This is a genomic window from Bradyrhizobium sp. HKCCYLR20261 (assembly GCF_051168435.1).
Lineage (GTDB): Bacteria > Pseudomonadota > Alphaproteobacteria > Rhizobiales > Xanthobacteraceae > Bradyrhizobium.
The window spans coordinates 33,806-58,344 of record NZ_JBNPUZ010000006.1 but is presented as its reverse complement, the minus strand read 5'-3'; the positions used below and the strand labels follow the sequence as shown (position 1 = coordinate 58,344).

Annotated in this window: 23 protein-coding genes; 16 read left to right on the top strand and 7 right to left on the bottom strand. The window is 65.6% G+C overall.

The features are described 5' to 3' along the window. Positions 1 to 94: 94 nt before the first annotated feature. Positions 95 to 997 carry a LysR family transcriptional regulator gene (locus ACQR1L_RS15690; RefSeq protein ID WP_434858841.1) on the top strand — a complete coding sequence of 301 codons (903 nt, stop codon included), beginning with the start codon at positions 95 to 97 and terminating at the stop codon, positions 995 to 997. A gap of 24 nt (positions 998 to 1,021) precedes the next feature. Here ACQR1L_RS15690 and mazG read toward each other — a convergent pair whose 3' ends face one another. Next, positions 1,022 to 1,840 (bottom strand): nucleoside triphosphate pyrophosphohydrolase, encoded by an 819-nt coding sequence (gene mazG / locus ACQR1L_RS15685; RefSeq protein WP_434858840.1) that lies wholly within the window; start codon positions 1,838 to 1,840, stop codon positions 1,022 to 1,024. 148 nt (positions 1,841 to 1,988) lie between these two features. Here mazG and queC point away from each other — a divergent pair, with 148 nt between their 5' ends. Continuing rightward, positions 1,989 to 2,720 (top strand): 7-cyano-7-deazaguanine synthase QueC, encoded by a 732-nt coding sequence (gene queC / locus ACQR1L_RS15680; protein ID WP_434858839.1) that lies wholly within the window; start codon positions 1,989 to 1,991, stop codon positions 2,718 to 2,720. Between the two features lie 48 nt (positions 2,721 to 2,768). Here the strand turns inward: queC and ACQR1L_RS15675 are convergent, their stop codons facing one another. The 4 genes from ACQR1L_RS15675 to nthA all read right to left on the bottom strand — a co-directional run bounded on the left by ACQR1L_RS15675 (position 2,769) and on the right by nthA (position 5,418). Beyond that, positions 2,769 to 3,557: a hypothetical protein gene (locus ACQR1L_RS15675; RefSeq protein WP_434858838.1), complete on the bottom strand. Its 789-nt coding sequence runs from the start codon at positions 3,555 to 3,557 to the stop codon at positions 2,769 to 2,771. A 180-nt stretch (positions 3,558 to 3,737) separates the two neighbouring features. After that, positions 3,738 to 4,127 (bottom strand): nitrile hydratase accessory protein, encoded by a 390-nt coding sequence (locus ACQR1L_RS15670; protein ID WP_434858837.1) that lies wholly within the window; start codon positions 4,125 to 4,127, stop codon positions 3,738 to 3,740. Continuing rightward, the gene (nthB, locus tag ACQR1L_RS15665; RefSeq protein ID WP_434858836.1) at positions 4,124 to 4,783 is read right to left on the bottom strand and encodes a nitrile hydratase subunit beta; all 660 of its coding nucleotides are present in this window, start codon (positions 4,781 to 4,783) and stop codon (positions 4,124 to 4,126) included. Before nthB ends, ACQR1L_RS15670 begins: the two co-directional genes overlap by 4 nt. Next, positions 4,783 to 5,418, bottom strand: coding sequence for a nitrile hydratase subunit alpha (gene nthA / locus ACQR1L_RS15660; RefSeq protein ID WP_434858835.1), 636 nt, complete (start codon positions 5,416 to 5,418; stop codon positions 4,783 to 4,785). The genes nthB and nthA overlap by 1 nt, the downstream gene beginning before the upstream one ends. Between nthA and ACQR1L_RS15655 the strand changes: the two genes are divergently transcribed. The 8 genes from ACQR1L_RS15655 to ACQR1L_RS15620 all read left to right on the top strand — a co-directional run bounded on the left by ACQR1L_RS15655 (position 5,389) and on the right by ACQR1L_RS15620 (position 14,150). Beyond that, positions 5,389 to 5,601 (top strand): hypothetical protein, encoded by a 213-nt coding sequence (locus ACQR1L_RS15655; RefSeq protein ID WP_434859256.1) that lies wholly within the window; start codon positions 5,389 to 5,391, stop codon positions 5,599 to 5,601. The genes nthA and ACQR1L_RS15655 overlap by 30 nt on opposite strands. A gap of 9 nt (positions 5,602 to 5,610) precedes the next feature. After that, entirely contained in the window at positions 5,611 to 7,071 is a 1,461-nt protein-coding gene (locus ACQR1L_RS15650) for a GH1 family beta-glucosidase (protein ID WP_434858834.1), read from the top strand. A 245-nt stretch (positions 7,072 to 7,316) separates the two neighbouring features. Further along, positions 7,317 to 9,356: a sensor histidine kinase gene (locus tag ACQR1L_RS15645; protein ID WP_434858833.1), complete on the top strand. Its 2,040-nt coding sequence runs from the start codon at positions 7,317 to 7,319 to the stop codon at positions 9,354 to 9,356. After that, the gene (locus ACQR1L_RS15640) at positions 9,353 to 9,742 is read left to right on the top strand and encodes a response regulator (protein ID WP_434858832.1); all 390 of its coding nucleotides are present in this window, start codon (positions 9,353 to 9,355) and stop codon (positions 9,740 to 9,742) included. Before ACQR1L_RS15645 ends, ACQR1L_RS15640 begins: the two co-directional genes overlap by 4 nt. Next, positions 9,739 to 10,995: an adenylate/guanylate cyclase domain-containing protein gene (locus ACQR1L_RS15635; RefSeq protein WP_434858831.1), complete on the top strand. Its 1,257-nt coding sequence runs from the start codon at positions 9,739 to 9,741 to the stop codon at positions 10,993 to 10,995. The genes ACQR1L_RS15640 and ACQR1L_RS15635 overlap by 4 nt, the downstream gene beginning before the upstream one ends. Before the next feature lie 17 nt (positions 10,996 to 11,012). Further along, a complete protein-coding gene (locus ACQR1L_RS15630) occupies positions 11,013 to 11,969 on the top strand; it encodes an ABC transporter substrate-binding protein (RefSeq protein ID WP_434858830.1) in 957 nt (318 codons plus the stop codon). A gap of 61 nt (positions 11,970 to 12,030) precedes the next feature. Then, entirely contained in the window at positions 12,031 to 13,011 is a 981-nt protein-coding gene (locus ACQR1L_RS15625; RefSeq protein ID WP_434858829.1) for an ABC transporter substrate-binding protein, read from the top strand. Positions 13,012 to 13,208: 197 nt separating this feature from the next. Next, positions 13,209 to 14,150 (top strand): hypothetical protein, encoded by a 942-nt coding sequence (locus ACQR1L_RS15620; protein WP_434858828.1) that lies wholly within the window; start codon positions 13,209 to 13,211, stop codon positions 14,148 to 14,150. A gap of 53 nt (positions 14,151 to 14,203) precedes the next feature. On the opposite strand, the gene ACQR1L_RS15615 is transcribed toward ACQR1L_RS15620, so the two are convergent. Further along, positions 14,204 to 15,025 (bottom strand): hypothetical protein, encoded by an 822-nt coding sequence (locus ACQR1L_RS15615; protein WP_434859241.1) that lies wholly within the window; start codon positions 15,023 to 15,025, stop codon positions 14,204 to 14,206. A gap of 617 nt (positions 15,026 to 15,642) precedes the next feature. Between ACQR1L_RS15615 and ACQR1L_RS15610 the strand changes: the two genes are divergently transcribed. From ACQR1L_RS15610 to ACQR1L_RS15595, 4 genes are all read left to right on the top strand, one after another. Then, on the top strand, positions 15,643 to 16,875 hold the full coding sequence (locus ACQR1L_RS15610) for an ABC transporter substrate-binding protein (protein WP_434858827.1): 1,233 nt from the start codon (positions 15,643 to 15,645) through the stop codon (positions 16,873 to 16,875). A gap of 74 nt (positions 16,876 to 16,949) precedes the next feature. Further along, entirely contained in the window at positions 16,950 to 17,825 is an 876-nt protein-coding gene (locus ACQR1L_RS15605; protein ID WP_434858826.1) for a branched-chain amino acid ABC transporter permease, read from the top strand. Between the two features lie 2 nt (positions 17,826 to 17,827). Continuing rightward, positions 17,828 to 18,757: a branched-chain amino acid ABC transporter permease gene (locus ACQR1L_RS15600; protein ID WP_434858825.1), complete on the top strand. Its 930-nt coding sequence runs from the start codon at positions 17,828 to 17,830 to the stop codon at positions 18,755 to 18,757. Further along, positions 18,754 to 20,223, top strand: a complete 1,470-nt coding sequence (locus tag ACQR1L_RS15595) for an ATP-binding cassette domain-containing protein (protein WP_434858824.1) — start codon at positions 18,754 to 18,756, stop codon at positions 20,221 to 20,223. Before ACQR1L_RS15600 ends, ACQR1L_RS15595 begins: the two co-directional genes overlap by 4 nt. Positions 20,224 to 20,265: 42 nt before the next feature. Here the strand turns inward: ACQR1L_RS15595 and ACQR1L_RS15590 are convergent, their stop codons facing one another. Then, positions 20,266 to 21,087 carry a hypothetical protein gene (locus ACQR1L_RS15590; protein WP_434858823.1) on the bottom strand — a complete coding sequence of 274 codons (822 nt, stop codon included), beginning with the start codon at positions 21,085 to 21,087 and terminating at the stop codon, positions 20,266 to 20,268. 484 nt (positions 21,088 to 21,571) lie between these two features. Between ACQR1L_RS15590 and ACQR1L_RS15585 the strand changes: the two genes are divergently transcribed. After that, positions 21,572 to 22,591: a TRAP transporter substrate-binding protein gene (locus ACQR1L_RS15585; RefSeq protein WP_434858822.1), complete on the top strand. Its 1,020-nt coding sequence runs from the start codon at positions 21,572 to 21,574 to the stop codon at positions 22,589 to 22,591. A gap of 35 nt (positions 22,592 to 22,626) precedes the next feature. After that, positions 22,627 to 24,513: a TRAP transporter large permease gene (locus ACQR1L_RS15580; protein ID WP_434858821.1), complete on the top strand. Its 1,887-nt coding sequence runs from the start codon at positions 22,627 to 22,629 to the stop codon at positions 24,511 to 24,513. Positions 24,514 to 24,539 lie beyond the last annotated feature (26 nt).

Genomic DNA, 24,539 nt, shown 5'->3' with positions numbered 1-24,539 from the left:
GCGCCCTCGGTGGCGCCGGCTGTTTGCAAATATGTTGCATGATCAAACTCTTTCGATTAGCCACAAAATTCTCATTCATTCATGAGGAAAGCTAATGGGACCGACACTGCGCCAGTTGGAGGCCCTGGTCCTGGTGTATCGGCTCGGCAGCATCACCAAGGCGGCGGCCGAGCTGCGGGTCACGCAATCGGCCATCAGCCTGCTGATCCGGCAGATCGAGGATCACTTTCAACTCAGGCTGTTCGACCGGACGACGCGCGCCCTGCACCCGACCTCGGCTTGCCGCGAGGCGATCACGGCCGCGGAGCGCATCATCGCCGGCGCGCAGGGGCTGTCACAGCGCATGCGCGACCTCGCCGAGATCAAGTCCGGCCGCATCTCCATCGCGGTTTCGGCCGGGGTGGCATCGGCGCTGTTGCCGCGGGTATTCGCCGCGTTTCGATCGCGGCATCCCGACGTCAGCATCGATCTGCGCGATGTCGCGCCGGATGAGCTGATCGCCGTCGTGATGGCCGGGGATGCGGAGTTCGGCCTCGGCAGCGTGGAGGATGAGGGCATTGCGGAGGTGCGGATCGAGCCGCTGATGCAGAGTCCGCTTTCGGCGATCGGGATCAAGGACGGCCGCTTCGAAAAGAGCCGCCGTCTGACCTGGGACGGCATCATGAGCTCCGACCTGATCACGATGCGCCGGGGCACGCGGATTCGCCGTCAGATCGACGAGGCCCTGGCGCAGAGCGGGCGAGCCCTCAAGCCGGTGCTGGAAGTCTCGCTGATCACCACCGCGCTCTCGCTCACCGCCGAGGGGGCCGGGGTCAGCATTCTGCCCGGACACATGCTACCGCAGGGGCAGTTTCCGACGCTTGCCGCCGTGCCGCTGTCACAGCCGACGATCCATCGTCACGTATCCCTGCTGAGCCGGGCCGATTTCGGCCTGTCACCGGCGGCCCAGCGCTTCATCGAAGTCACCAAGCGCGTGCTGTCGGCCAAGGGCGCTTGATCGGGCACCTTCGGCGATCGCGCGCTATGTCTCCAGCCGTTTCGCCTCGTTCCACAGCTCATCCATCTCGTCGAGCGAGGCTTCTTCGAGCGTCCGTCCCTTCTGCGCAAGCGTGCGCTCAATATAAGCGAAGCGGCGCTCGAACTTGGCGTTGGTGCCGCGCAGCGCGGTTTCGGGATCGACGTCGGCGTGGCGGGCGAGGTTGACCAGTGCGAACAGCAGGTCGCCGGTCTCGGCGGAGAGCTCGGTCGCGTCCTTCTTGTCGAGGGCGGCTTCGATCTCGTCGGCCTCCTCGCGGATCTTCTGCAGCACCGCGCGCGGGTCGTTCCAGTCGAAGCCGACGGTCGCCGCTTTTCGCTGCAGCTCCATCGCGCGCACCAGCGCCGGCTGTCCGGCCTTGACGCCCGACAGCAGCGACGACTTGCCGGCCAGCTCCTCGGGCGGCCGGCGTGCGGCACGCTCGGCCTTCTCCTCGGCCTTGATGCGATCCCAGGTGCCCTTGGTCGGCTTGGTGACGTTGCCGTCCTTGTCCGGGAAGACATGCGGATGGCGGCGGATCATCTTCTTCGTGATGCCCTCGACGACGTCGCCGAACGCGAACGCGCCTTGCTCCTCGGCGATCCGCGCGTGATAGACGACCTGCAACAGGAGATCGCCGAGCTCCTCGCGCAGATCATCGAGATCCGTACGGGTGATCGCGTCCGCCACCTCATAGGCTTCCTCGATCGTGTAGGGGGCGATGGTCTCGAAGGTCTGCTCGACATCCCACGGGCAGCCGGTGACCGGTGTGCGCAAGGCCGCCATGATCTCGATCAGGCGTGAGATGTCGCGGGAAGGAAGCATGGGCAGGTCCTGACAGCGTCGTTCGATCCGCCCTGTATGCCCCAAGCGGCGCACCGGTCCCAGCAAAAACCGGCTGATGGCGCGGGCCGCGGCAGCGGGTTGGCCCGGTGTTGCGATGATGCTAAGCGGGAGGCCATGAGTGACCAGCATGAGTGACCAGAACGCGACGCGTGGGCAGGACATGACGGCCCTGGTGCTGTTCTCCGGCGGGCAGGATTCCACCACCTGCCTGGCCTGGGCGCTCGACCGCTTCGCGCGCGTCGAGACGATCGGGTTTGCCTACGGCCAGCGCCACGCCATCGAGCTGGCCTGCCGTGATCGGCTGGTCGAAGGGATCGCGCGGCTGCGGCCCGACTGGGCCGCCAAGCTCGGCGACAGCCACACGCTGGACATCCCGACGCTGGCCTCGATCTCCGAAACCGCGCTGACGCGCGACGTCGCGATCGAGATGGGCGAAGACGGCCTGCCGAACACCTTCGTGCCCGGCCGCAACCTGGTGTTCCTGACCTTCGCGGCGGCGCTCGCCTATCGGCGCGGCATCCGGCACATCGTCGGCGGCATGTGCGAGACGGACTATTCGGGCTATCCGGACTGTCGGGACGAGACCATCAGGTCGCTGCAGACGGCGCTGAGCCTCGGCATGGCGCGCGCCTTCGAACTCCACACGCCGCTGATGTGGCTGTCGAAAGCCGCGACCTGGCAATTGGCGCACGACCTCGGTGGCAACGGCCTCGTCGATCTGATCCGCGACCAGTCGCACACCTGCTATCTCGGCGATCGCGGCGAGCGCCACGAATGGGGACATGGCTGCGGCCAGTGCCCCGCCTGCGAGCTACGCGCCAAGGGCTGGCGCGAGTTCATCGCGGGTGTCGCGTCCTGACACGAAAGCGGGGCCCGAAGGCCCCGCGAATGGGTATTGCAAGTAAGCTCAGGCGGCTTCGTGATCCGACGGCTCACGCTTGCTGACGACGACGAGATCGGCGTCGGCGACGTCGTGATCATCCTCGCCTTCATCGGCCGCAGCAGCGGCCGCCTGCGCGGCGAGACGCGCGGTGATGTCGTCCTTGGCGTCCTTGCCGCTCTTCTCCCAGGCGGGGGCGTTCAGCACGACGATGTCATCCTCATGCACGGCATCTGCGTCATGGCTGGCCGGCACGATCGAAGGCGAGGCCACCGGCGCATCGACGACACGGAGCGTCGGCGCCTCGGCTTCAGCGGTCTCGGTGGCGGCCGCTTCCTCTTCGGCCTCTTCCTGGGCGACCACGTCCGGTTCGGCCTCGGCTGGCGCAGCTTCCTCGGCAGGTGCTTCCGTCTCTGCCATCTCCGCGGCGGCGACGGCCTCGGCAGCCGGCTCGGGACTAGCTGCTTCCGGGCTTGCCGCTGCCGCGGGCTCATCAGCCGGCGCCTCGTCCTGCGACGCGAGGCCGAGGTGCTGCGAGACCTCCTTGATCAGCCGGTCGAGCGCGGCCAGCACGCGGTACTCCGGGATCGAGGTCATGTGCTGTTCGAAGCGATTGCGCGCATATTGCAGCGAGTCGATCACGTCGGTGGCGATCAAGCCGGCCTCGGTGCCATGCAGGACGCCGGCGGCCTTCTCGGTTGAGCTCTGGATCAATAACAACGCTTCGTATTGCGGAATCGACTTGAGCTTCTCATGGTAGTCATGACGCACGCTGGCGAGCGTGTCGACGATGGTGGCGAACTCTGGCGCGGGCATTTCTCGACGTCCCCCTCAACTTCATTCAAGAAGATGCGCGGGACGTTACGGACACAGTGATGAACGTTCAATTTCGAACGAATACGGCTCTTCCGGGCATGAATACCCGGCCGTTAAGGCGAGACCGTCAAAGGCCGGGCATTCTGCTCACCGATCATTAAGCATCGGCCGTGCGATGACTCACGCGGCGAAATCCTCGGGCCTGAGCTCGATCGGCTTGCCGTGCGGGGTGCGATCGGCGGCGTGGTCCCAGGCGTCGCGATAGCGCGTCAGCGTCTCGGGAGAGGCCAGTCCCTTCTCCGCGACCAGCCGCTCGAGCGTCGCCAGCCAGTGCCGGTAGTAGGTGTCGCCGCAATCGGCATCCCCGGCGCTCTGCGCACGCGCAATCTCCTCGGCCAGCGCGGCTGCCCATTCGACCCAGGTGAAGAGGCCTCGCGCATGCAGCGTCACCGCCATGGCAAAGGCGTGGGCCTCCCACGGCTCGCGAAACACCGGCCCGTCACGGTCGATCGGAAGGTCGGGCAGGGCGCGCACAGCGGCGAGCGCCGCCTCGCGATCGGGCGTCGTCATGCGCGCTCCAGATAGGGCTCGAAGGCGTCGACCGTCACCTCCAGCAGCGGATCCGGCGCATCGGCCCAGAGCTCGGCGCCGTTGAACGACACCGTGTAGAGCCATTGCGGGTCTTCGCCCTTGCCATGCGCGTTGCTGTCCGGAAACACGTGCATGCCCCTGACCGCATCGATGCGGCCGATGTGGCCGCGGACGTAGCGCGGCAGCCGCGTATGCGTCTCCGGATGGATATCCTTGGCGCGAACGCGATCGCCGACGATGAAGAGCGCGGGCTTGGTCGCCTGGCGCTCCGTCGGTCCCCCGCGCAGCAGGGTCGGGCCGACGGCGTCGGCGGTGAGAATCCTGGCGACGGGCTGCGCCGGATGCAGCGCGCGGCCGGCGGCGATCTCGTCGGCGTCGACGAGATGCCGCTCCTGCATCAGCCGCTCGATGCCCGCGAGCCAGATCTGGTAGTAGCTCTTGCCGAGGTAATCATCCGGCGCGCGGTTCTCGCGCGCGAAGCGCGACATGTCGATGTTCCAGCCGCCGGGCGTCGCCATCGCGAGCGTCAGCGCAAAAGCGCGGCGCTCCCATTCGGCGTGAAACACCGGTTCGTCCGGCTCCGGACGCACCGGACCGAATCCTGCGACGCCGCCCATGTCATGCGCGCCATCCATCAGCGTCCAGCCTCATGCGGTTGCTTCGGCAGGCCGGTGCCGATCATGCTGTCACGGGTGACGAGATCGGCGAGCTGCTCTTCACTCCAATGATCGGTGCCGGCAGGACGCATCGGCAGCACGAAATAGCGCACCTCGGCGGTCGAATCCCAGACGCGAATCTTGGTCGACGGCGGCAGCTCGAAGCCGAAATCCTTCAGCACCCCGCGCGGATCCCTGACCGCCTTGGCGCGATAGGGCGCGGACTTGTACCAGACCGGCGGCAAGCCGAGCACCGGCCAGGGATAGCAGGAGCACAAGGTGCACACGACCATGTTGTGCAGCTCGGGCGTGTTCTCGACGGCCACGATGTGCTCGCCCTGCCGACCGGCATAGCCGAGCTCGCCGATCGCCGGCGTGGCATCGGCCAGCAGGCGCGCGCGATAGGCCGGATCGCTCCAGGCGCGTGCGACGACCTGCGCGCCGTTGCGAGGCCCGACCTTGCTTTCATAGGTCTCGATCAGCACGTCGAGCGCGGCCGGATCGACATACCCCTTCTCGGTCAGGATGCTCTCGAGGGCGCGGACGCGCAGCTCGGTCTCGGACAAATCCGAGTGATCATGCGAATGGTCGTGATGGTGATGGTGATCGCTCATGACGCGAAAATACGGGGATCGCCGGGCAGTGTCGAGCCAGCGGTCGTTGGAAATCTGACGGTCGCGCGCGGCGCGCTGCGCTGCAACTTCTTTTCGGCGGGTTCCGCAGGTTCAAATCCGCCGCAGGATGTGGTTCCTAGGGTTTTCGTCCGCCCGTCGGCGGCTCAAGCGCCGGAGAATTGAGGTTCATCAATGCCGAATGACGTCTCTCGCCGTGATCTTGCAAAGCTGGCCGGACTGGCTGCCCTGGGGGCGGCCGGCGGCCCGGCGCAGGCGGAGGAGGGCGCCGTGAAGGAGGACATGGGACGCCGGTTTCCGGCGGATTTCGTCTGGGGCACGGCGACCTCATCGTACCAGATCGAGGGCGGCGCCAATGCAGACGGCCGCGGCGCGTCGATCTGGGACGTGTTCACGCATCGGCCGGGCAACATCGAGGACGGCAGCACCGGTGACGTCGCCTGCGACCATTACAACCGCTACAAGGAGGACGTGCGGCTCATCAAGGAGCTCGGCTGCCGCGCCTATCGCTTCTCCATCGCATGGCCGCGGCTGTTTCCCGATGGCGGGACGAAGCCCAACCCCAAGGGCCTCGACTTCTATCAGCGCCTCGTCGACGAACTGCTGGCGAACGGCATCACGCCCTACGCGACGCTGTATCACTGGGACCTGCCGCAGGCGCTGCAGGACAGCGTCGGCGGCTGGCGCTCGGCGGAGACGGCGAAGGCCTTTGCGCACTACGCCGGCTACGTGGCGCAGCATCTCAGCGACCGCGTCAAGACCATCTTCACGATCAACGAATGCGGGCGCTTCATTCCCTTCGGTTACGGCCTCGGCATCGACGCGCCCGGGCTGAAGCTGCCGCCGCAGGAGGTCAACCAGGCGCGGCATCACGTGGCGCTGGCCCATGGTCTCGCCGTGCAGGCGATCCGCGCCAGCGGCCGCGCCGGCACGCAGGTCGGCATGGCCGAAAACATCACAGCGTGTCTGCCGGCGATCGATACCGCGGAGAACATCCGCGCCGCGGAGATCGCGACCCGAGAGATGAATGCCGGCTTCCTCAACGTGATCCTCGAGGGCCGCTACACCGATGGCTTCCTGGCCTGGTCGGGCAAGGACGCGCCGACATTCACCGCCGACGAGCTGAAGGTGATCTCATCTCCGGTCGATTTCGTCGGCCTCAACATCTACGCGCCACAGGCTTATGTCGTGGCCTCGGAGCGTGCGCCGGGATTCGACGTGCTGCCGATGCCGGCGTCGTTCCCGCATATGAGCTCGCCCTGGCTGCTGGTCGGCCCGGAGACCGCCTATTGGGTGCCGAAGCTCGCGGCGAAGATCTGGAATCTGAAGACCATCTACATCACCGAGAACGGCACCTCGTCGGACGACAGGATGACGGCGGACGGCAAGGTCCACGATCTCGACAGGGTCATGTATCTGCGCAACTACCTGGCACAGTTGCAGCGTGCGACGTCGGAGGGGGTCCCCGTGAGGGGCTATTTCCTCTGGAGCCTGCTGGACAATTTCGAGTGGGTGTTCGGCTACAAGCAGCGCTTCGGCGTCTATTACGTCGATTTCGACACGCAGGTGCGAACGCCCAAGCTGAGCGCGTCCTATTATCGCCATGTCATCACGCGCAATGCCGTGAGCGCCTGAGCGACAGGCAGTTTTGGCATCAAAATACCAGTGTCGCTGCCGGCCGCGCTCCTGGGCCGGCAGCATCCTCGCTGCTGCAGACCAAAAAATTGCGCGGATCCCGGGTGAACGCTGCGGCGGAGCATGCTAGGATTCCAGCGCAGATGTGATGGAAAGACAGCAGTGCCGCGATCGGTCATGAGCAACCAACTATCAATGGTTGCCGGCAGTCATTGGGCTCGTCTTGTAGTGACAATGACCGAGCAATGACGATCTCGCTGGAGTCGGATCCGTCGCGGCGCCGGGAGCTCGGCGCGCTCGCCGAGCCAGCGGCGAAGCCCGAGACGGGCTGGACGATACGCAGCCGGCTGTTCATCAAATACGTCGCGCTGTTTGTCGGCGTCGTGGCCGTGGCGTTGCTCTCCAACGGCCTCTTCGAGGTGATCCTCTATTACCGGGAGCACAAGGCGGCGCTGATCCGCATTCAGCACGAGCAGGCCGAAGCGGCCGCCGCCAAGATCAGCCAGTTCATCAAGGAGATCGAGAGCCAGCTCGGCTGGACCGTCCAGTTGCCATGGTCGACCAGCTCGACCGAGCAGCGGCGGTTCGATGCCCTGCGGCTGCTGCGGCAGGTGCCTGCTATCACCGAGATCGTTCAGGTCGATTCGACGGGACGCGAGCGGCTGCGCATTTCACGGCTCGCGATGGACGTCCTCGAAAGCGGGCAGGACTTCTCGAAGGACCCGAAGTTCACCGAGGCCGTCGCCAACAAGGTTTACTACGGCCCGGTCTATTTCCGCCGCGAGTCCGAACCCTATATGACGCTCGCGCTCGCTGGTACCCGCAAGGATTCCGGGGTCACGATTGCCGAAGTCAATCTCAAGCTGATCTGGGACGTGGTCTCGCAGATCAGGGTCGGCGAGCACGGCCAGGCGTATGTGGTCAGCTCGCAGGGACGGCTCATCGCGCACCCTGATATCAGCCTCGTTCTGCGCAACACGGACATGTCGGGGCTGCCGCAGGTGCGCGCGGCCTTGAGCGGCGGCATGGTTGGCGACGAGTTGCAGGACGAGCCGAACATCCAGGGACAGCGGGTGCTCACGGCGTCCGCGCCGATCGCGCCGCTGCGCTGGACCATGTTCGTCGAGCTGCCGGTCGAGGAAGCCTACGCATCGCTCTATGCAGCGCTCAAGCGCCTTGCGCTGGTTCTGCTGACCGCCTCCGTGTTCGCGGTGCTGGCCGGAATATTCCTGGCGCGGCGCATGGTCGGGCCGATCAGGGTTCTCGGCGCGGGCGCGGCCAGGATCGGCAGCGGCGACTTCTCGCAGCAGATCTCGATCAGGACCGGTGACGAGCTCGAGGGGCTCGCGCACCAGTTCAACGACATGGGCGCAAAGCTGCAGGACTCCTATGCCGATCTCGAGCGCAAGGTCGAGCAGCGCACCAACGAACTGTCGCGCTCGCTCGATGAGCTCCGCGCCGCCCAGGACCGGCTGGTGCAAAGCGAGAAGCTCGCCTCGCTCGGTCAGCTCACGGCCGGCATCGCGCACGAGATCAAGAATCCGCTGAACTTCATCAACAACTTCTCGTCGCTCTCGGCTGAGCTCATCGACGAGCTGAACGACATCCTGCAATCGGCTCAGCTCGATCAAAAGACACGGGACGAGGTTGTCGAGCTCACCGAGATGCTCAAGGGCAATCTGGCGAAGGTGGTGCAGCATGGCGGCCGCGCCGATTCGATCGTGAAAAACATGCTGCTGCATTCGCGGCAGGGTGCCGGCGAGCATCGGCCCGCCGAGATCAATGCGATCCTCGACGAGAGTCTCAGTCTCGCCTACCACGGCGCGCGCGCGGAAAATCCGGCCTTCAACATCGATATCAAGCGCGACTTCGACCCGGCTGCGGGAATCGTCGGCTGCTATCCGCAGGAGATCACCCGCGTCTTTCTCAATCTGATCTCCAATGGCTTTTATGCGGCCGTCAAGCGCAAGCAGTCCGAAGACGAGGCCTTCGCGCCGATGCTCACGGCGATGACGATCAATCAGGGGCCGACGGTCCAGATTCGCATTCGGGACAACGGCACGGGTATCCCCCGGGACGTTCTCGACAAGATTTTCAATCCATTTTTCACGACCAAGCCGGCCGGCGAAGGCACCGGGCTCGGTCTGTCGATGAGCCACGACATCATCGTCAAGCAGCATGGTGGGCAGATCGACGTCGATACGCGACCGGGCGAGTTCACGGAATTCATCATCACGCTGTCCCGCACTCTCCCGGCGCACGATACCATTGGAGCTAAGACGTGAGCGTTTACATTCTCGTCGTCGATGACGAGCCGGACGTCGAGCCGCTGTTCCGGCAGCAGTTCAGGCGCGACCTCCGGTCAGGACGTTTTCAGATGGAGTTTGCAGCCTCTGCGGCCGCAGCGCTGCAAAGGGCCGACGAGTTGCGCGATGCCAGCCTGGTGCTGATCCTCTCCGACATCAACATGCCGGGCATGAGCGGGCTCGACATGCTGCCCGTGGTCCGCGCGCGTCGGCCCGACGTGCCGGTCATCATGATCACGGCCTATGGCGACGTCGACACAAGGAAGAGGGCGCTCGAACACGGGGCCGAGGGGCTGCTGACCAAGCCGATCGACTTCGCCGTGCTCCGGCGCGAGATCGACGCGCGATTGGGACAAGCCGCATGAGCACGACGGTTCTGTTCGTCGATGACGAGCCGGATCTCGAGGCTCTGGTCCGGCAGAAATTTCGCAGGCAGATCCGCGAAGGCACGGTCACGTTCATGTTCGCCCGCGACGGCATCGAAGCGCTGCAGACCGTGGAGCTGCATCCCCAGATCGATCTGATCGTCTCCGACATCAACATGCCGCGCATGGACGGACTGTCGCTGCTGCAGAAGCTGCAGGAGGCGGAGGACAAGAAGTCGACCATCATCGTGTCCGCCTATGGCGACATGAGCAACATCCGCACCGCGATGAACCGCGGCGCGTTCGATTTCCTGACCAAGCCGATCGATTTCGCTGATCTGGAAACGACGATCGCGAAGACCTTCAGGCACGTGGAGACCTTGCGTGACGCCCGTCGCCGGCAGGCCGAGGCCGAGCGCGCGCACGCATCGCTGTCGCGCTACTTCTCGCCGGAGATCGCCAAGCGGCTGGCCGCCGCCCACGAGGCCGGCGCGGACGGAATGGGCGTGCAGTGGCGGGACGTCGCCACAATCTTCACCGACATCACCGGCTTCACCAGTCTCGTCGAGACGGCTTCGCCGGAGATGCTGGGCGAGCTTCTCAACGCGTATGTCGGAGGGATGACCGAGGTGATCTTCGCGCACGACGGCACCGTCGCGAAGGTCATCGGCGATGCCATCCAGGTGCTGTTCAATGCGCCCGGCGAGCAGCCGGATTACGCGGCCCGCGCCATCGCGTGCGCGCTCGATCTCGACACCTGGGCGGAGCAGTTCCGCGAGCGCTGGAGCGCGAAGGGGATCGCGTTCGGAACGACGCGCATCGGCGTTCACGCAGGCCCCGCGCTGGTCGGGAATTTCGGCGGCCAGCGCTTCTTCGACTACACCGCCTATGGCGACACGATCAACACGGCCGCCCGGCTGGAGAGCGTCAACAAACATTTTGGAACGCGCATCTGCGTCAGCGCCGCTGCGGCGGATGCGACGTCGGCGTTCCAGGGGCGACCGGTCGGCGATCTCGTGCTGCGCGGCCGCAGAGAGCCGCTCCGCGCCTACGAGCCGCTACGGCCCGAGGTTTTCTCGGCTCCCTTGACCGACCGCTATCGCGAGGCCTTCGCCAAGCTGGAGGCCGGCGACACGACGGCGATGGCGGCCTTCGCGGCCCTGGTCGGCACCAACGCCGATGATCCGCTCGCGGGCTTTCATCTCAAGCGGCTGCTGAACGGCGGCAAGGGCGTTCGCATGGAGCTGGGCTAGGGCGCAGCATGAGCAACGTGTCCAGACGACATTTCCTCGTCATTCTCGCCGCAGCTCTCTTGCCCATCCGCCTCCGGGCCCAGCAGCGGCCGCCACGCGTCGGCGTGCTGATGCTCGGCGAACCGAGCCCTGTCCTGTTCCTGGAGCAGCTTCGCGAAGGTCTGCGTGAGCTCGGCTATATCGAGGGGCAGAGCATCCATCTGGAGCTGCGCGATGCCGGCGGCTCGCTCGAGAGATTGAAGGTCGACGCGCGCGAGCTCGTCGATCTGAGGGTCGATGTGATCGTCGGCTTCCAGACGCCAGCGGTGCTTGCCGCGAAGGAAGCAACGACAGCGCTGCCGATCATCATGTGCCCCGCCGCCGATCCGGTTGCGACCGGACTGGTCGCGAGCCTCGCTCGTCCCGGCGGAAACCTGACCGGCGTCACGACGGCAACGGCGGAGCTCGCGGCCAAGGCGCTCAGCCTGATGAAGGAAGCGCTGCCGACCATCCAGCGGGTGGGGGTGATCGGCAACGAGCTCGATCCATTCCACGCTCCCTTTGCCGAATCCGTGATCGCCGCGGCGCGCGCGCTCGCGCTGGAGCCGAAGCTGGTCCTGGCACGCGGCGGACAGGACCTGCAGCGAGCCTTCGGCGATGTCGTCGCGAGCGGTGCCGAGGCTGTGATGGTCCAGCCGAGCCTTCCCCGTGAGAGATCGACGCAGGCGGCCATCGAGGCGCGACTGCCGCTGGTGGTCGCGAATGCGGAGTTCGGCAGGGTCGGCGCGCTGATCGCCTATGGGGTGGACATCGGCGCCGTCTACCGGCAGTCGGCCGGCTTCGTCGACAAGATCTTCAAGGGCCGGCGGCCGGCCGATCTTCCCGTCGAGTTCGCGACCAAGTTCTTGCTTGTGGTCAATCTCCAAACCGCGCGGTTGCTCGGCGTCTCGCTGCCGCCCAGCCTGATCGCGCGGGCCGATGAGATCGTCGAATGACCCCACGACCGTTCAACCAAATGCCAGGACCAATCCCAGCCCGGATGCACGGAGAGCCATGATGCGACGTCGAGACCTGATCGCCGGACTGGGCAGCACGGCGCTGGCGTGGCCGTTGCCCGCGCTGTCGCAGGCGGCGCCAGCGCGCATCGGACTGCTCTTCGCGGGCGCCGCAGGCTCGCTGGTCTCCAGCAGCTTCATCGATCAGATCCAGGCCAGCTTGCGGAGCGCGGGCCTCAACGAGGGCCGCGACTATCAGTTCGAGAAGCGCTTCGCCGGCGGCGACTATGCGCGCTTTCCAGCCCTGGCCGCCGAATTGGCGCAGGCTGGGGTGAAGCTGGTGCTTCCAAACACGATTGCCGCCGTCAGGGCCGCGCAGAGCCTGTCGCCACAGCGCCCGATCGTCATGGTGGCGATCAACGATCCCGTAGGAGCGCGGCTGATTGCGAGCCTCGCTCGCCCTGGAGGGCATACGACCGGCGTCTCAACCCTGGTCGAAGACCTGACGCCCAAGATGCTGGAGTATCAACGCACGCTGGTGCCCCGCGCGAAAACCCTCGGCATCATCGCCAATCCGGCCAATCCGTCGAATGCCCTGATGCTCGACGGATTTCGCTCCCGTGCCGCCGCCTTCGGGATGTCAGTCCATGGCGTGCCTCTCAGCCTGCCGGCAGACATTGACACGGCGTTTGCGGCCTTGGCCGCAGCCAAGCCGGATGTCATTCATCTTCTCTCCGATGCCGCGAATATCGACCTCAGCGACCGGGTCGTCGCCTTTGCCAAGTCGCAGCGCATCCCGGTGCTGTCGACCTTTCCGCCGATGGTCGGTCTCGGATGCCTGCTCGCCTACGGGCCGCCGTTCGAGAAGCTTCTCAGCAGAGTCGGCTACTATGTGAAGCGAATTCTGGAAGGCGCCGAGCCGGCCGAACTGCCGGTCGAGCAACCCACCGAGATCGAGCTTTGGCTCAACTCCAAAACTGCGGACGACCTTGGGCTGGCGATTCCCGACAGTCTGCTGGTTGCTGCCAACAAGGTTATCTAGCCCAGCGGGACGCGACGACAGCGCGGCGTTGGCCGCACGCCTGGTCCCACGCCTTGGCTCCCGCTTCAACCGCGCAACACTGGCGCGGAAAGCACACCACCTGCGACGATTTTGCGCGCGTGAAGATTTGAAGGCGAAAGGACAGCCGAATTGACGTAAACCGATGGCTACGTGATCCACAAGTGAGACTGTTGTCCATGTCAGTATCTGTCGTTCGTTCGCCTGTCGGCCGTCTGTGCGCTGGCGCCCTGTTCTGTGTCCTCAGCGCGATCGGGAGCTCTGCGAGCGCGCAAAGCGATGCAGCCAAGCCGGCCACCGAGCAGCCTGCATCCGCCACCGCCGACAAGCCCGCTGAATCCGAGCAGAAGCCTGCGGCCACCGAGGCCAAGCCGGCAGAGCAGGCGGCCGAGAAGCCCGCCGCGGCCGTGGAGCCGGAAAAGACGACGGACAAGCCAGCCGAGCCTGCTGCCGCCGCCGAGGCAGCCAAGCCCGTGCCGGTCGCACCGGCGGACAAGGCTGCGGCCGAGAAGCCGGCGCCGACCGACAGCGCCGCTGAGGCCAAGCCGGCAGAACCCAAGGAGGAGGCGAAGTCGGAGCCCAAGGTTGAGCCCAAGGCCGAGACGAACGCCGCCGAGTCAAAGGCGGAGGCGACGCCTGAGCTCAAGGCCGAGCCGAAGCCCGAAACGGATGCGGCTCAGAAGCCGGCCGTGACCGAGGCGAAGCCAGCTGATCCGGCGCCCGCCGCCGCCAAGGACGCGGCTGCGCCTGAAAAGGCCGAGGCGAAGTCTGACGACAAGGCCGCCGAAACCGGCAAGCCGGCTGTGGCTGCGCCGGCCGAGGCCAAGAAGGCCGAGCCGCCGGTCTCCGTGCCCGCTGCTGCGGTGACCCCGGCAGCCGCGCCCGCAAAGGCCGACATCAAGCAGGACTCGGCTGGCGCATCAGATAAGGCCGAAGCGCACCGCCATCACCGGCATGCGCATGACGACGACAAGCCTGCCAAGCATAAGCACCGCGCCAAGGCGAAGAGCGAAATGAAGCGCCACGCGCGGAGCGGCCGCAATTGCAAGAGCTTCCGCACCTATGACGCCGAGAACGGCACATATCGCGGCTATGACGGCCGCGTGCATCGCTGCTCATGACGCCCTGATCGAGAGCATCGGCAGCGGCTATCGTCCGCTGCCGATCGCACCGCTCAGCGCGGCATCGGCGGCTGAATGCCGGAGGTGTTGCGGGTCAGGAACGTGCCGAAGGCCGAACCCTGCTGCTGTGGCGGCCGGGCCATTCCGGTGGTCGTGCGTTGGGGCTGAGGCGTCACGACGATCTGTTGCGGCGGGGCAGGCGGCGCCGCCGCCCCGCGCGCCTGTGCCGCCTGGTTCGACATTCGCGACACCAGGCGCATCAGCTGATCCTGGCCGGCCTGCAGTTGCTCGATCGCGCGCGTATGGTCGCGACTCGCCTGATCCTGCGTCGACTTGATCTGCTCGATGCCCTGCTGCAGTTCGGCAATGTCGCGGGCCATGCGCTGCATCAGCGTGCCCGGCTCGCGCGCCGCGCCTTCATCGCTGCCGTGCAGCGAGGCATTCGACATCATCGCGTCCTCGTTGCCCTGCTGCGCGGACGCCTCGTCCTGGGAAGCTTCGCTGTTCGAGCCGGGCATCCAGCGATCCATCAGCGCCGTGCCGGCTTCGCGTTGCGACCAGGCGACCGAGCCGCCGACCAGCACGACGAGCAGGGCAAGGCCCACGGCATTGCGCCCGCGCAGCTTGCCGAGCGGCGCCTTGATGCGCGACCAGCGGCTGCCCGTCGCGAGCTGCGCATCGCTCGTGCTCGCTGCCGCCGCGGCATCTGCGGCCACGCCAGGCTTCTCGATTGCCGCCAGCCGCGTATCGATGCGCGTCAGCACCTCGCGGAGCACGCGCCGATACAGTTGATCGTAGCTCGTCTTCTCGGGTCTCTCTGGGGCGATTCCGATCTCGTTCGGATCAATCTGTTGCACATTCTGTGTGGATTGCATTGGAGATCCCCAAACCCTGTACGCCCACCGCCGACGCTGTTTTGTCTTTGAATTTTCAAACGTGACTCGACCCGCCGCTTTGGCCGAAAGCAAGACAGCGTCGTGACGAGGAGGGGGCCTTTTCGGAGAATCTCGCTTCGTTGCAGAGCATGCCACCGCACATCGAAGGGGCAGATCGATCTTCTCGGTATTATTTAACCGCTCGACCTCGGGTTGCCGATGAGGCCGGAGTGATTGCAATTCCGCGCGCGGCATCCTGCGCAATCTCCGCAGGGGGGCTGCGTCGAAGAATGCATCTCACCCCGTGCGCCCTGATGAATTGCCATTTTTCAGAAATGCTCAAGTCCGGTTCTGTCACTCAAATGAACTGTTCCCAACTCACAAGTAGTTCCAGCAAATGTGCGTCGGCCGGAAATTAGTTCCAATTCCAAAACTCATCAGCTGTGTCCGGGGAGCGAGTGCACCGTGCTGCGTTGCGATGGTGCAAGCTCTGCAATGCGCGCGCAATCACAATGCGCTGAACGCAGACCAAACCTAACGTGTGCTGCTTGCTCGCTGGCATGTGGGAGACCAAAGTCGCGGCTGCCCGTCAGAGGCATAAGGATTCGGGAGGTTACATGATTTCGCTCAAGTCATTCTTGCTTGCGAGTTGCGCAACTGCGCTCGTGTCGTCGGCCGCTCTCGCCGCTGATCCCATCAAGATCGGCGTCATCGCCGAAGCGCAGGCCGTCGCCGGTTCATCGATTGCTCCTGCAGCGCAGCTGGCGGCCGAAGAGATCAACGCCAAGGGCGGCGTCGACGGGCGGAAGATCGAGATCGTCGTCTATGACAATCACTCGTCTTCGGCGGAATCGGTCCGCGCGTTCCAGCGCGCGGTCAGCGAGGACAAGGTCAACGCGGTCATTGCCAGCTACATCTCCGAGGTCGTGCTCGCGCTGGAGCCGTGGGCAGGGCGCCTCAAGACGTTGATGATCACCCCCGGCGCGGCGTCCGACGTCATCACGCAGAACATCGCCAAGAACTACGACCAGAACAAATACACCTTTCACGGCTATCTGACCTCGACGTCGCTGGCCGGACTCGTCTGCGACGCGGCCAAGGACCTCCTCGTCGAGCCCTACAAGATGAAGACCGCCGTGATCATGAGCGAGGACGCGGCGTGGACGACCCCGCTCGATGCCGGTTACGAGAAGTGTCTGCCCGAGATCGGCGTCAAGGTCGTCGACCACATTCGCATGTCGCCCGACACCACCGACTTCACGCCGATCTTCAACAAGATCGAGGGCCTCAAGCCCGACGTGATGATCACCGGCATCTCCCATGTCGGCACCCAACCCACAGTGCAGTGGAAGAGCCAGCAGGTGCCGATCCCGATGTTTGGCATCTCCTCGCAGGCCACCAACTCGACGTTCTGGAAGGACACCAACGGCGCGGTCGAGGGCGTGATGTTCAACGCGGTGTCGGGCCCGGGCGTCGCGGTGACGCCGAAGACGCTGCCTTTCGTCGATGCCTATCAGAAGAAGTTCGGCAACATCCCGTCCTACGCCGGCTATACCTCCTATGACGACGTCTACATGATCGCGGACGCGATCCATCGCGCCGGCGGCACGGATCCGGACAAGATGGTCGAGGCAATGGAGGCGACCGACTATGTCGGCACGATCGGCCGCGTGGCGTTCAAGCCGAAGGGCGATCCGAACCCGCATGCGCTGCGCACCGGCAAGGGCTACATCACCGGGCTGATGCTGCAATGGCAGGGCGGCAAGCAGGTCAATGTCTGGCCCAAGGAGCTCGCGGCGGGCACCGTGACCTGGCCGTCCTTCATCAAGCTCAAGGCGGCCAGCAACTGACGCATCACAGGGCCGCTCCGGGAGGGGCGGCCCATTTTCATGGTGCCTCAGTTCGACGCTCGGATTCATTCTCAATGCTTTTCTGGCAGATCTTGATTGATGGCTTCGCCATCAGCGCTCTCTATGCGCTTGGCGCGACCGGATTCACGCTGATTTTCGGCGTCTCGGGCGTGCTCAACCTCTCCCACGGCGCCATCATGGTGGGGGCAGCCGTAGCGGCATGGGCCGCCGCCGGCGAGTTCGGCGCCGGGCCCTATGCAGGCGCGCTCATCGGCATCCTCGCCGGCCTCATCCTGGCCTTCGCCACCTACTTCATCGCCGTCCGGCCGATCCAGCGCTCCAAGGCGATCGCTGAATCGGAGAAGGAGATCTTCATCCTGACGGCGACCTTGCTCTGGGGCATCATCATCCAGGAAGCGATCGCGTATTTCTTCACCAACAACGCCAAGACCGTGCTGCCGATCGTCGAGGGTGTCGTCACGGTGTTCGGCGTGCGCACGCCGCGCAATGAATATTTCACCGCCGTGATCTGCTGGGTGGCGATCGGGCTGCTGTGGCTGCTGGTCAATCGCACCCGGCGCGGCAAGTCGGTCATGGCGGCGTCGATGAACCCGCGCGGCGTCACCTTGCTCGGCATCGAGCTGTCGTCGATCTATCTGACGGTCTGGGCGATCTACGGCCTGCTGGCAGGGGTCGCCGGCATCCTGCTCGGCATGTTCTTAGGCGTCAGCTCCTACAGCGTCGGACCACTGACGGCGAGCGCGTTCTCGATCGTCGTCCTCGGCGGGCTCGGCAGCGTCTCGGGCTCGCTCATCGCGGCCTACGTGGTCGGCTATCTCGAGACCGGAACGGCCTATCTGATCTCGCCGGCCTACCGGACGATTCCGGCGCTCTTGCTGCTCGTCATCGTCATGTATCTGCGCCCGCAAGGGCTGTTCGGACGGAGGTGAGCATGCCGGCATTCGTCTCATCGCGGCTGTTCTGGATCGGCGCGCTCACCGTGGTCGTCGCTCTGGTGCTGCCGACCTACGTCTCCGGCTATGTGCTCGGATTGCTCACGGTGGCGTATTACACGGCCGTGTTCGCGATGTCCTGGGACCTGCTGTTCGGCTTCGCTGGCGAGGTCAACTTCGGTCCGACCTTCCTGATCGGCGTCGGCGCCTACACGGCCGGCATTCTCGACGCGCATTACTCGCCGGGCCTGTCGATCTGGATCTGCATCGCCGCCGGCGCGCTGGCCGCAGTGATCGGTGGCGTGATCCTGGCGCTGCCGGCGCTACGCGTCAGCGGGCCGTATTTCGGCCTGACCACGCTGGTGGCCGTGCTGATGCTGCAGAACTTCATCGTCGTGGCGGCCGGGCTGACCGGCGGCGAGATCGGCCTCGCCGTGCCCGACGTCATCTCGATCGACGCCAAGACCAACTATTGGATCGCGCTCGGCTTCATGCTGGTCTCAGGCGCCATCCTGTTCGGCCTGTCGCGCAGCGCGATCGGCCTGATCCTGCAGGCGAGCGGCCAGGACAAGATCCAGGCCGGCGCGCTCGGCTTCAACGTCACCAAGCACAAGCTCGCCGCCTTCGTGGTCAGCGCGTTCTTTTCCGGCCTCGCCGGCGCGCTGATGGTGTTCTACATGGGCACGGCGTCGGTCTCGACCTTCGTCGATGTCGGCGTCGGCGTACAGATCATCATCGCCGCCGTGCTCGGCGGAAGGCGCACGGTGATCGGTGCTGCGATCGGCGCGATCTTCCTGATCGGCATGGGCGAGCTGCTGCGGCCGCTCGGCGAGCTTGCCACCCTGATCGTTTCGGTGATCGCGCTGGTGGTGATCCTGTTCTTCCCGGACGGCTTCCTCGGCATCATCAGGGGAGGGGCCAAAGCATGACTCAAGCTCCCATGCTGGTGGTCGACGGCCTCACCAAGCGCTTCGGCGGCCTGGTCGCCGTCAAGAATCTGAGTTTCTCGATTCACGCCGGCGAGATCCTCGGCCTGATCGGACCGAACGGTTCCGGCAAGTCGACGGCAATGAAGAGCGTGATGGGCGTCGAGCGTCCGACCGCGGGCTCGGTCAAGCTCGACGGCGCCGAACTCGCCGGCCTGCCGTCGCACCGCATCGCGCGGATGGGCGTCGGCCTGGTATTCCAGCATTCACGGCCCCTGGCGCGCCAGACCGTGCTGGAGAACATCAAGGTCGCACTGCTGCCGGACAAGCTGACGCGGCTGTTCGCCGACAAGGATGTCGACGCCCGCGCGCGGGCCATCGCCGAGCGCGTCGGTCTCGGCGGCGTGATCGACCGCCGGCCGCCCACCTTGGCGTTCGCCGATCTGCGCCGGCTCGAGCTGGCGAAAGCCGTGGCGCGCAGCCCAAAGCTGGTGCTGGTCGACGAACCCTTCGCCGGACTAACAGCGTCGGAGGTCGCCGACTTCTCCAACCTGATCAGGGAATTCCGCGACGACGGCCGCGCCGTGCTGCTGGTCGATCACAACGTCAAGAGCGTGTCGGCGCTGGTCGATCGCGTGCTCGCGATGTATCTCGGCGAGAAGATCGCCGAGGGCAGGGCGACTGACGTCATGCAGGATGAGACCGTGCGTCGGGTCTATCTCGGCGGCGCGCTGGTCTCGACTGCGCGGCCCGAAGCGAGCTTCAAGGACGCGACGCCGGCGCTCCAGGTCGACAAGGTCGGCGTGCTCTATGGCAAGGCGCAGGCGCTGCAGGACGTGTCGCTGCATGTCCACGAGGGCGAGTTCGTTTCCGTCGTCGGGCTCAACGGCGCCGGCAAGACGACGTTGTTCAACGCGATCTCAGGCCTCGTGCCGTATTCCGGCGCGGTGACATGGGCAGGCCGCAATCTCGCCGGCGGCACGGCGGCGCAGATCGCGCGCGACGGCATCGTGCAGTGCCCGGAGACGCGCGAATTGTTCGGCGACATGACGGTGCGCGAGAACCTCGAGCTCGGCGGCAATGCGCTGTCGGATGCCGAGCGCAGCGAGCGGCTCGAATGGCTGTTCGGGCTGTTTCCGATCCTGAAATCGCGGCAGCCGCAACTGGCACGCACACTGTCGGGCGGCGAGCAGCAGATGCTGGCGATCGCACGCGCGCTGATGATGAAGCCGAAGCTCCTGATCCTCGACGAGCCGACGCTCGGGCTCGCGCCGGTCATCCTCGAGACGCTGTCGAAGGCGCTCGACCGCCTGCGCGAGACCACCAAGATCACGGTGCTGCTCGGCGAGCAGAACGTCACCTTCGCGCTCCCGCATGCCGACCGCGTTTATGTGCTGGATCACGCCAAGATCGTCTGGGAAGGCCCGCCCGATCGCTTCGAGACGGAGGCCGCGGCGAACTATCTGTGAGAGCAGGGGCAGGGAGCAGGGGTGCGCCCTACCCGCATCTCGTCAGGGGAAACGCGGCGGTCGCGCCGGACCTTGCGGCGGCCGCGGGGTAATGCGTACGGCTGTGACGCCCGCTGGCAGCTCGGTCTTCGCCGCGCGCACGGCGCGCGCGAGCTGCTCCTGGCTGGCCTGCAACTGCTCGATCGCCTTGGTTTGGTCGCGGCTGGCCTGCTGCTGGCTGGCCTTGAGATCCTGCAGGCCGGCCTGGAGCTCGGCGACATCGTGTGCGATCTTTTCGACGAGCGGTGCAAGTTCGCGACTCTCGGCCGGCGGCATGTCGCGCTCGGGCGATGCTTCCGCCATCGCCGAGGATGGGTCGCCCGGACGCGCCGGCTCCGGTGAGGACGAGGTCTCCGGAAGCGGTGTGGGCGCAGGTGAGGCAGGGGCCATCTGTGCTTCTTCCGCGGCCCTGCCGCTCATGGCGGTCTCCGCCGGCTCTCCCGAACCCTGCTTGGGGATGCCGTCCCGGCGGATGGACTGGATCGCGGCCTCGATCCGATCGGTGACCGAGGTGATCGTCTCGGTATGATCGCGCGCCAGGGTCACGACGGCGCCGACCAGCCCGGCCGATGCGGCCAGCGTGACCACGGCGCGCAGCAAGGGACGGCGCTTGGCCGTTGGAGGACCTTCGCCCGGATCGACGTCCTCGGCCGCTTCCTCAGGGGCCTCCGACGCCGCCTGGGCTTCGATGGAGGCGATCCGCTCATCGATGCGGGCGCGCACCTCGGCCAAGACGCGCTGGTAGATCTCCTCGCAGATTTCAGTCTCGGGCAACGGCGCGACATCACCCGGATCAACTTCCTTCGGCGTCGTTTGAACTGGCATGTCCTCGGGTCCCATTCGCGATACGCCCCGTGCCCAATCCTCGGCACGGCATTGAGCCCTGGGCTTTGACTAAACCAAGACGGGGCAGTGGCGAGTGAGGGGCGATTTCGCACAGCGGACGAGCGAGGAGTTGGCCGACACAATGGCGAATGACCGGCGTCGCATCGTCCGGCTACGCTCCATAGCCAATTCGCATAAGGTATATTATGGAATATTTATATGTCGAACGATATCATAGGCTTGCCACCAAAACTTCGAACTGGCCGCAACAGTTGGTGCTTTTTGGGCGCTCGTCCATCTCTCCCCAATGGTGCCGCCAGCGCCCTCAGACGCCGTTCCAGGCGATGTCTGCGAACGCCGATATTGCTGCTGCGGCTCATCGCTGCAATAAGCGCAGATGGACGTCGTCGACGTCGCCGGATTCGTCCGCGATGTCATCCGGCGCAACGATGCAACAAGAAGAATTCTTCAGGGAGAAACGAGAATGAGCCTGTCACGACGCGCGCTGTTGAAGGCCACTGCGGCTTCGGCCGTCCTGGGTGGAATGGCGGCCCCGCATGTCGCGCGCGCGCAGAGCGCCGAATTCACCTACAAATACGCCAACAACCTGCCCGACACGCATCCGCTGAACGTCCGTGCCAAGGAAATGGCGGCGGCGATCAAGGCGGAGACCAACGGCAAGTTCGACCTGCAGATCTTCCCGAACAACCAGCTCGGCTCGGATACGGACATGCTGAGCCAGATCCGCTCCGGCGGCGTCGAGTTCTTCACGCTGTCGGGCCTGATCCTGGCGACCTTGGTGCCGGCGGCGTCGATCAACGGCATCGGCTTCGCATTCCCGGACTACGACACGGTCTGGAAAGCCATGGACGGCGATCTCGGCGCCTATGTGCGCGGCCAGATCAACAAGGCCGGCCTGATGGTCATGGACAAGATCTGGGACAACGGCTTCCGCCAGACGACGTCGTCGACCAAGCCGATCAACGGCCCTGATGATCTCAAGGGCTTCAAGATCCGCGTGCCGGTGTCGCCGCTGTGGACCTCGATGTTCAAGGCGTTCGATGCGGCGCCCGCCTCGATCAATTTCAGCGAGGTCTATTCGGCGCTGCAGACCAAGGTCGTCGAGGGCCAGGAAAACCCGCTGGCGATCATCTCGACCGCCAAGCTCTACGAGGTGCAGAAATACTGCTCGCTGACCAACCACATGTGGGACGGCTTCTGGTTCCTGGCCAACCGCCGCGCCTGGGAGGCCGTGCCGGCCGACATGCGCGCCATCGTCGCCAAGCACATCAACGCCGCCGCCGTGAAGGAGCGCGAGGACGTCGCCAAGCTCAATGCGGGCCTGCAGCAGGATCTCGCGACCAAGGGCCTGACGTTCAATCAGCCCAACGTGGCGCCGTTCCGCGACAAGCTGCGCACCGCCGGCTTCTACGCCGAGTGGAAGGGCAAGTATGGCGACGAGGCCTGGGGCCTGCTGGAAAGGGCCGTCGGCAAGCTGTCGTAAGTGCAGGGGCGTCGTAGGCGCGTTCAGGTGACGTCATGGCGCATGCCGAGTTTACGGAAATAGCCGTCAGCGAGGTGGTCATCGAGACCCCTCGCCGCTGGTCCTGGCTCGACCGCCTGGAGGCCCTGCTCGGCCTGCTGGTCGAGATCCCGGCTGCGCTGCTCGTCGTGGCCGAGATCGTCATCCTGTTCGCGGGCGTGGTGGCACGCTACGTCGTGCACCAGCCGCTGATCTGGTCGGATGAATTGGCGTCGATCCTGTTCCTGTGGCTCGCGATGCTCGGCGCGGCCGTTGCGTTCCGCCGCAGCGAGCATATGCGGATGACCGCGATGGTGGCGCGTGCAAGCCCGGGCTTGCGTGCCTATCTCGATCTCATCGCCACGTCCGCCGCGCTGGCGTTCCTGGTGATGATTGCCTGGCCGGCCTGGGAATACGCCTACGAGGAAAGCTACATCACCACGCCGGCGCTGCAGATCTCCAACATCTGTCGCGCGGCCGCGTTGCCGGTCGGCATCGCCCTGATGGCGCTGTTTGCGCTGATCCGGCTCGCGCGCACCGCCAACGTCCGGACGATGCTGCTGGCCGTCATATCGATCGCGGCGATCCTGACGCTGTTTTGGCTGGCGCAGCCGGTGCTGAAGCCGCTCGGCAACATCAATCTCGTGATCTTCTTTGTCGGCGTGGTCGGCTTTTGCGTTTTTGCCGGCGTGCCGATCGCGTTCGCGTTCGGGCTCGCGATCTTCGGCTATCTCGCGCTGACGACGCGCACGCCGTTGATGGTGCTGGTTGGGCGCATGGACGAGGGCATGAGCCATCTCATCCTGCTCTCGGTGCCGCTGTTCGTGTTCCTCGGCCTCCTGATCGAGATGACCGGCATGGCCCGCGCGATGGTCGCGTTCCTGGCGAGCCTGCTCGGCCATGTCCGCGGCGGTCTGCATTACGTGCTGGTCGGCGCGATGTATCTCGTGTCCGGCATCTCCGGCGCCAAGGCGGCCGACATGGCCGCGGTCGCGCCGGTGCTGTTTCCGGAGATGAAGGCGCGCGGCGCCAAGCCGGGCGATCTCGTCGCCCTGCTCGCCGCCACGGGCGCGCAGACCGAGACCATCCCGCCGAGCCTGGTGCTGATCACCATCGGCTCCGTCACCGGCGTCTCGATCGCGGCGCTGTTCACCGGCGGCCTGCTGCCCGGCGTGGTGCTGGCGTTCACGCTGTGCGCGCTGGTGTGGTGGCGCTATCGCAACGAGGACATGAGTGGGGTGAGGCGGGCGACCGGCGCCGAGATCGGCAAGGCCTTCATCGTGTCGGTCCCTGCCCTGGCCCTGCCCTTCGTGATCCGCGCCGCCGTGGTCGAGGGCATCGCGACGGCCACGGAAGTCTCGACCATCGGCATCGTCTATGGCGTGCTCGCGGGCCTGCTGGTCTACCGCCGCTTCGACTGGCGCCGGCTGATGCCGATGCTGATCGAGACTGCAGCGCTGTCCGGTGCGATCCTGCTGATCATCGGCACGGCCACCGGTATGGCCTGGGGCCTGACACAATCCGGCTTCTCGCGCTCGCTGGCCGCCGCCATGACCGGCTTGCCGGGTGGGCCTGCGACCTTCATCGCGGTCTCGATCGTGGCCTTCACCATCCTTGGCAGCGTGCTGGAGGGCATCCCGGCGATCGTGTTGTTCGGGCCGCTGCTGTTTCCGATCGCGCGCGCGGTCGGCGTGCACGAGGTGCACTATGCTATGGTGGTCATCCTGGCGATGGGCATTGGCCTGTTCGCGCCGCCGTTCGGGGTCGGATATTACGCCGCCTGCGCGATCGGCCGGGTCGATCCCGCCGAAGGTATCCGGCCGATCTGGGGCTACATGCTGGCGCTTCTCATCGGCCTGATCATCGTTGCGATTTTTCCGTGGATTTCGATCGGGTTCCTGTAAACTCTTCAGACGACAAGGGAGGGTGG

Bases quoted from the DNA above. Each gene is read 5' to 3' on its own strand.
- ACQR1L_RS15610 (WP_434858827.1), top strand. From the start codon at position 15,643: ATGATTTCGCTCAAGTCATTCTTGCTTGCGAGTTGCGCAACTGCGCTC.
- queC (WP_434858839.1), top strand. From the start codon at position 1,989: ATGAGTGACCAGAACGCGACGCGTGGGCAGGACATGACGGCCCTGGTG.
- nthA (WP_434858835.1), bottom strand. From the start codon at position 5,418: ATGAGCGATCACCATCACCATCACGACCATTCGCATGATCACTCGGAT.
- ACQR1L_RS15615 (WP_434859241.1), bottom strand. From the start codon at position 15,025: ATGCAATCCACACAGAATGTGCAACAGATTGATCCGAACGAGATCGGA.
- nthB (WP_434858836.1), bottom strand. From the start codon at position 4,783: ATGGATGGCGCGCATGACATGGGCGGCGTCGCAGGATTCGGTCCGGTG.
- ACQR1L_RS15625 (WP_434858829.1), top strand. From the start codon at position 12,031: ATGCGACGTCGAGACCTGATCGCCGGACTGGGCAGCACGGCGCTGGCG.
- ACQR1L_RS15585 (WP_434858822.1), top strand. From the start codon at position 21,572: ATGAGCCTGTCACGACGCGCGCTGTTGAAGGCCACTGCGGCTTCGGCC.
- ACQR1L_RS15635 (WP_434858831.1), top strand. From the start codon at position 9,739: ATGAGCACGACGGTTCTGTTCGTCGATGACGAGCCGGATCTCGAGGCT.
- ACQR1L_RS15675 (WP_434858838.1), bottom strand. From the start codon at position 3,557: ATGCCCGCGCCAGAGTTCGCCACCATCGTCGACACGCTCGCCAGCGTG.
- ACQR1L_RS15645 (WP_434858833.1), top strand. From the start codon at position 7,317: ATGACGATCTCGCTGGAGTCGGATCCGTCGCGGCGCCGGGAGCTCGGC.
- ACQR1L_RS15595 (WP_434858824.1), top strand. From the start codon at position 18,754: ATGACTCAAGCTCCCATGCTGGTGGTCGACGGCCTCACCAAGCGCTTC.
- ACQR1L_RS15620 (WP_434858828.1), top strand. From the start codon at position 13,209: ATGTCAGTATCTGTCGTTCGTTCGCCTGTCGGCCGTCTGTGCGCTGGC.
- ACQR1L_RS15650 (WP_434858834.1), top strand. From the start codon at position 5,611: ATGCCGAATGACGTCTCTCGCCGTGATCTTGCAAAGCTGGCCGGACTG.
- ACQR1L_RS15655 (WP_434859256.1), top strand. From the start codon at position 5,389: ATGGTCGTGATGGTGATGGTGATCGCTCATGACGCGAAAATACGGGGA.
- ACQR1L_RS15605 (WP_434858826.1), top strand. From the start codon at position 16,950: ATGCTTTTCTGGCAGATCTTGATTGATGGCTTCGCCATCAGCGCTCTC.
- ACQR1L_RS15590 (WP_434858823.1), bottom strand. From the start codon at position 21,087: ATGCCAGTTCAAACGACGCCGAAGGAAGTTGATCCGGGTGATGTCGCG.
- ACQR1L_RS15580 (WP_434858821.1), top strand. From the start codon at position 22,627: ATGGCGCATGCCGAGTTTACGGAAATAGCCGTCAGCGAGGTGGTCATC.
- ACQR1L_RS15600 (WP_434858825.1), top strand. From the start codon at position 17,828: ATGCCGGCATTCGTCTCATCGCGGCTGTTCTGGATCGGCGCGCTCACC.
- ACQR1L_RS15690 (WP_434858841.1), top strand. From the start codon at position 95: ATGGGACCGACACTGCGCCAGTTGGAGGCCCTGGTCCTGGTGTATCGG.
- ACQR1L_RS15670 (WP_434858837.1), bottom strand. From the start codon at position 4,127: ATGACGACGCCCGATCGCGAGGCGGCGCTCGCCGCTGTGCGCGCCCTG.
- mazG (WP_434858840.1), bottom strand. From the start codon at position 1,840: ATGCTTCCTTCCCGCGACATCTCACGCCTGATCGAGATCATGGCGGCC.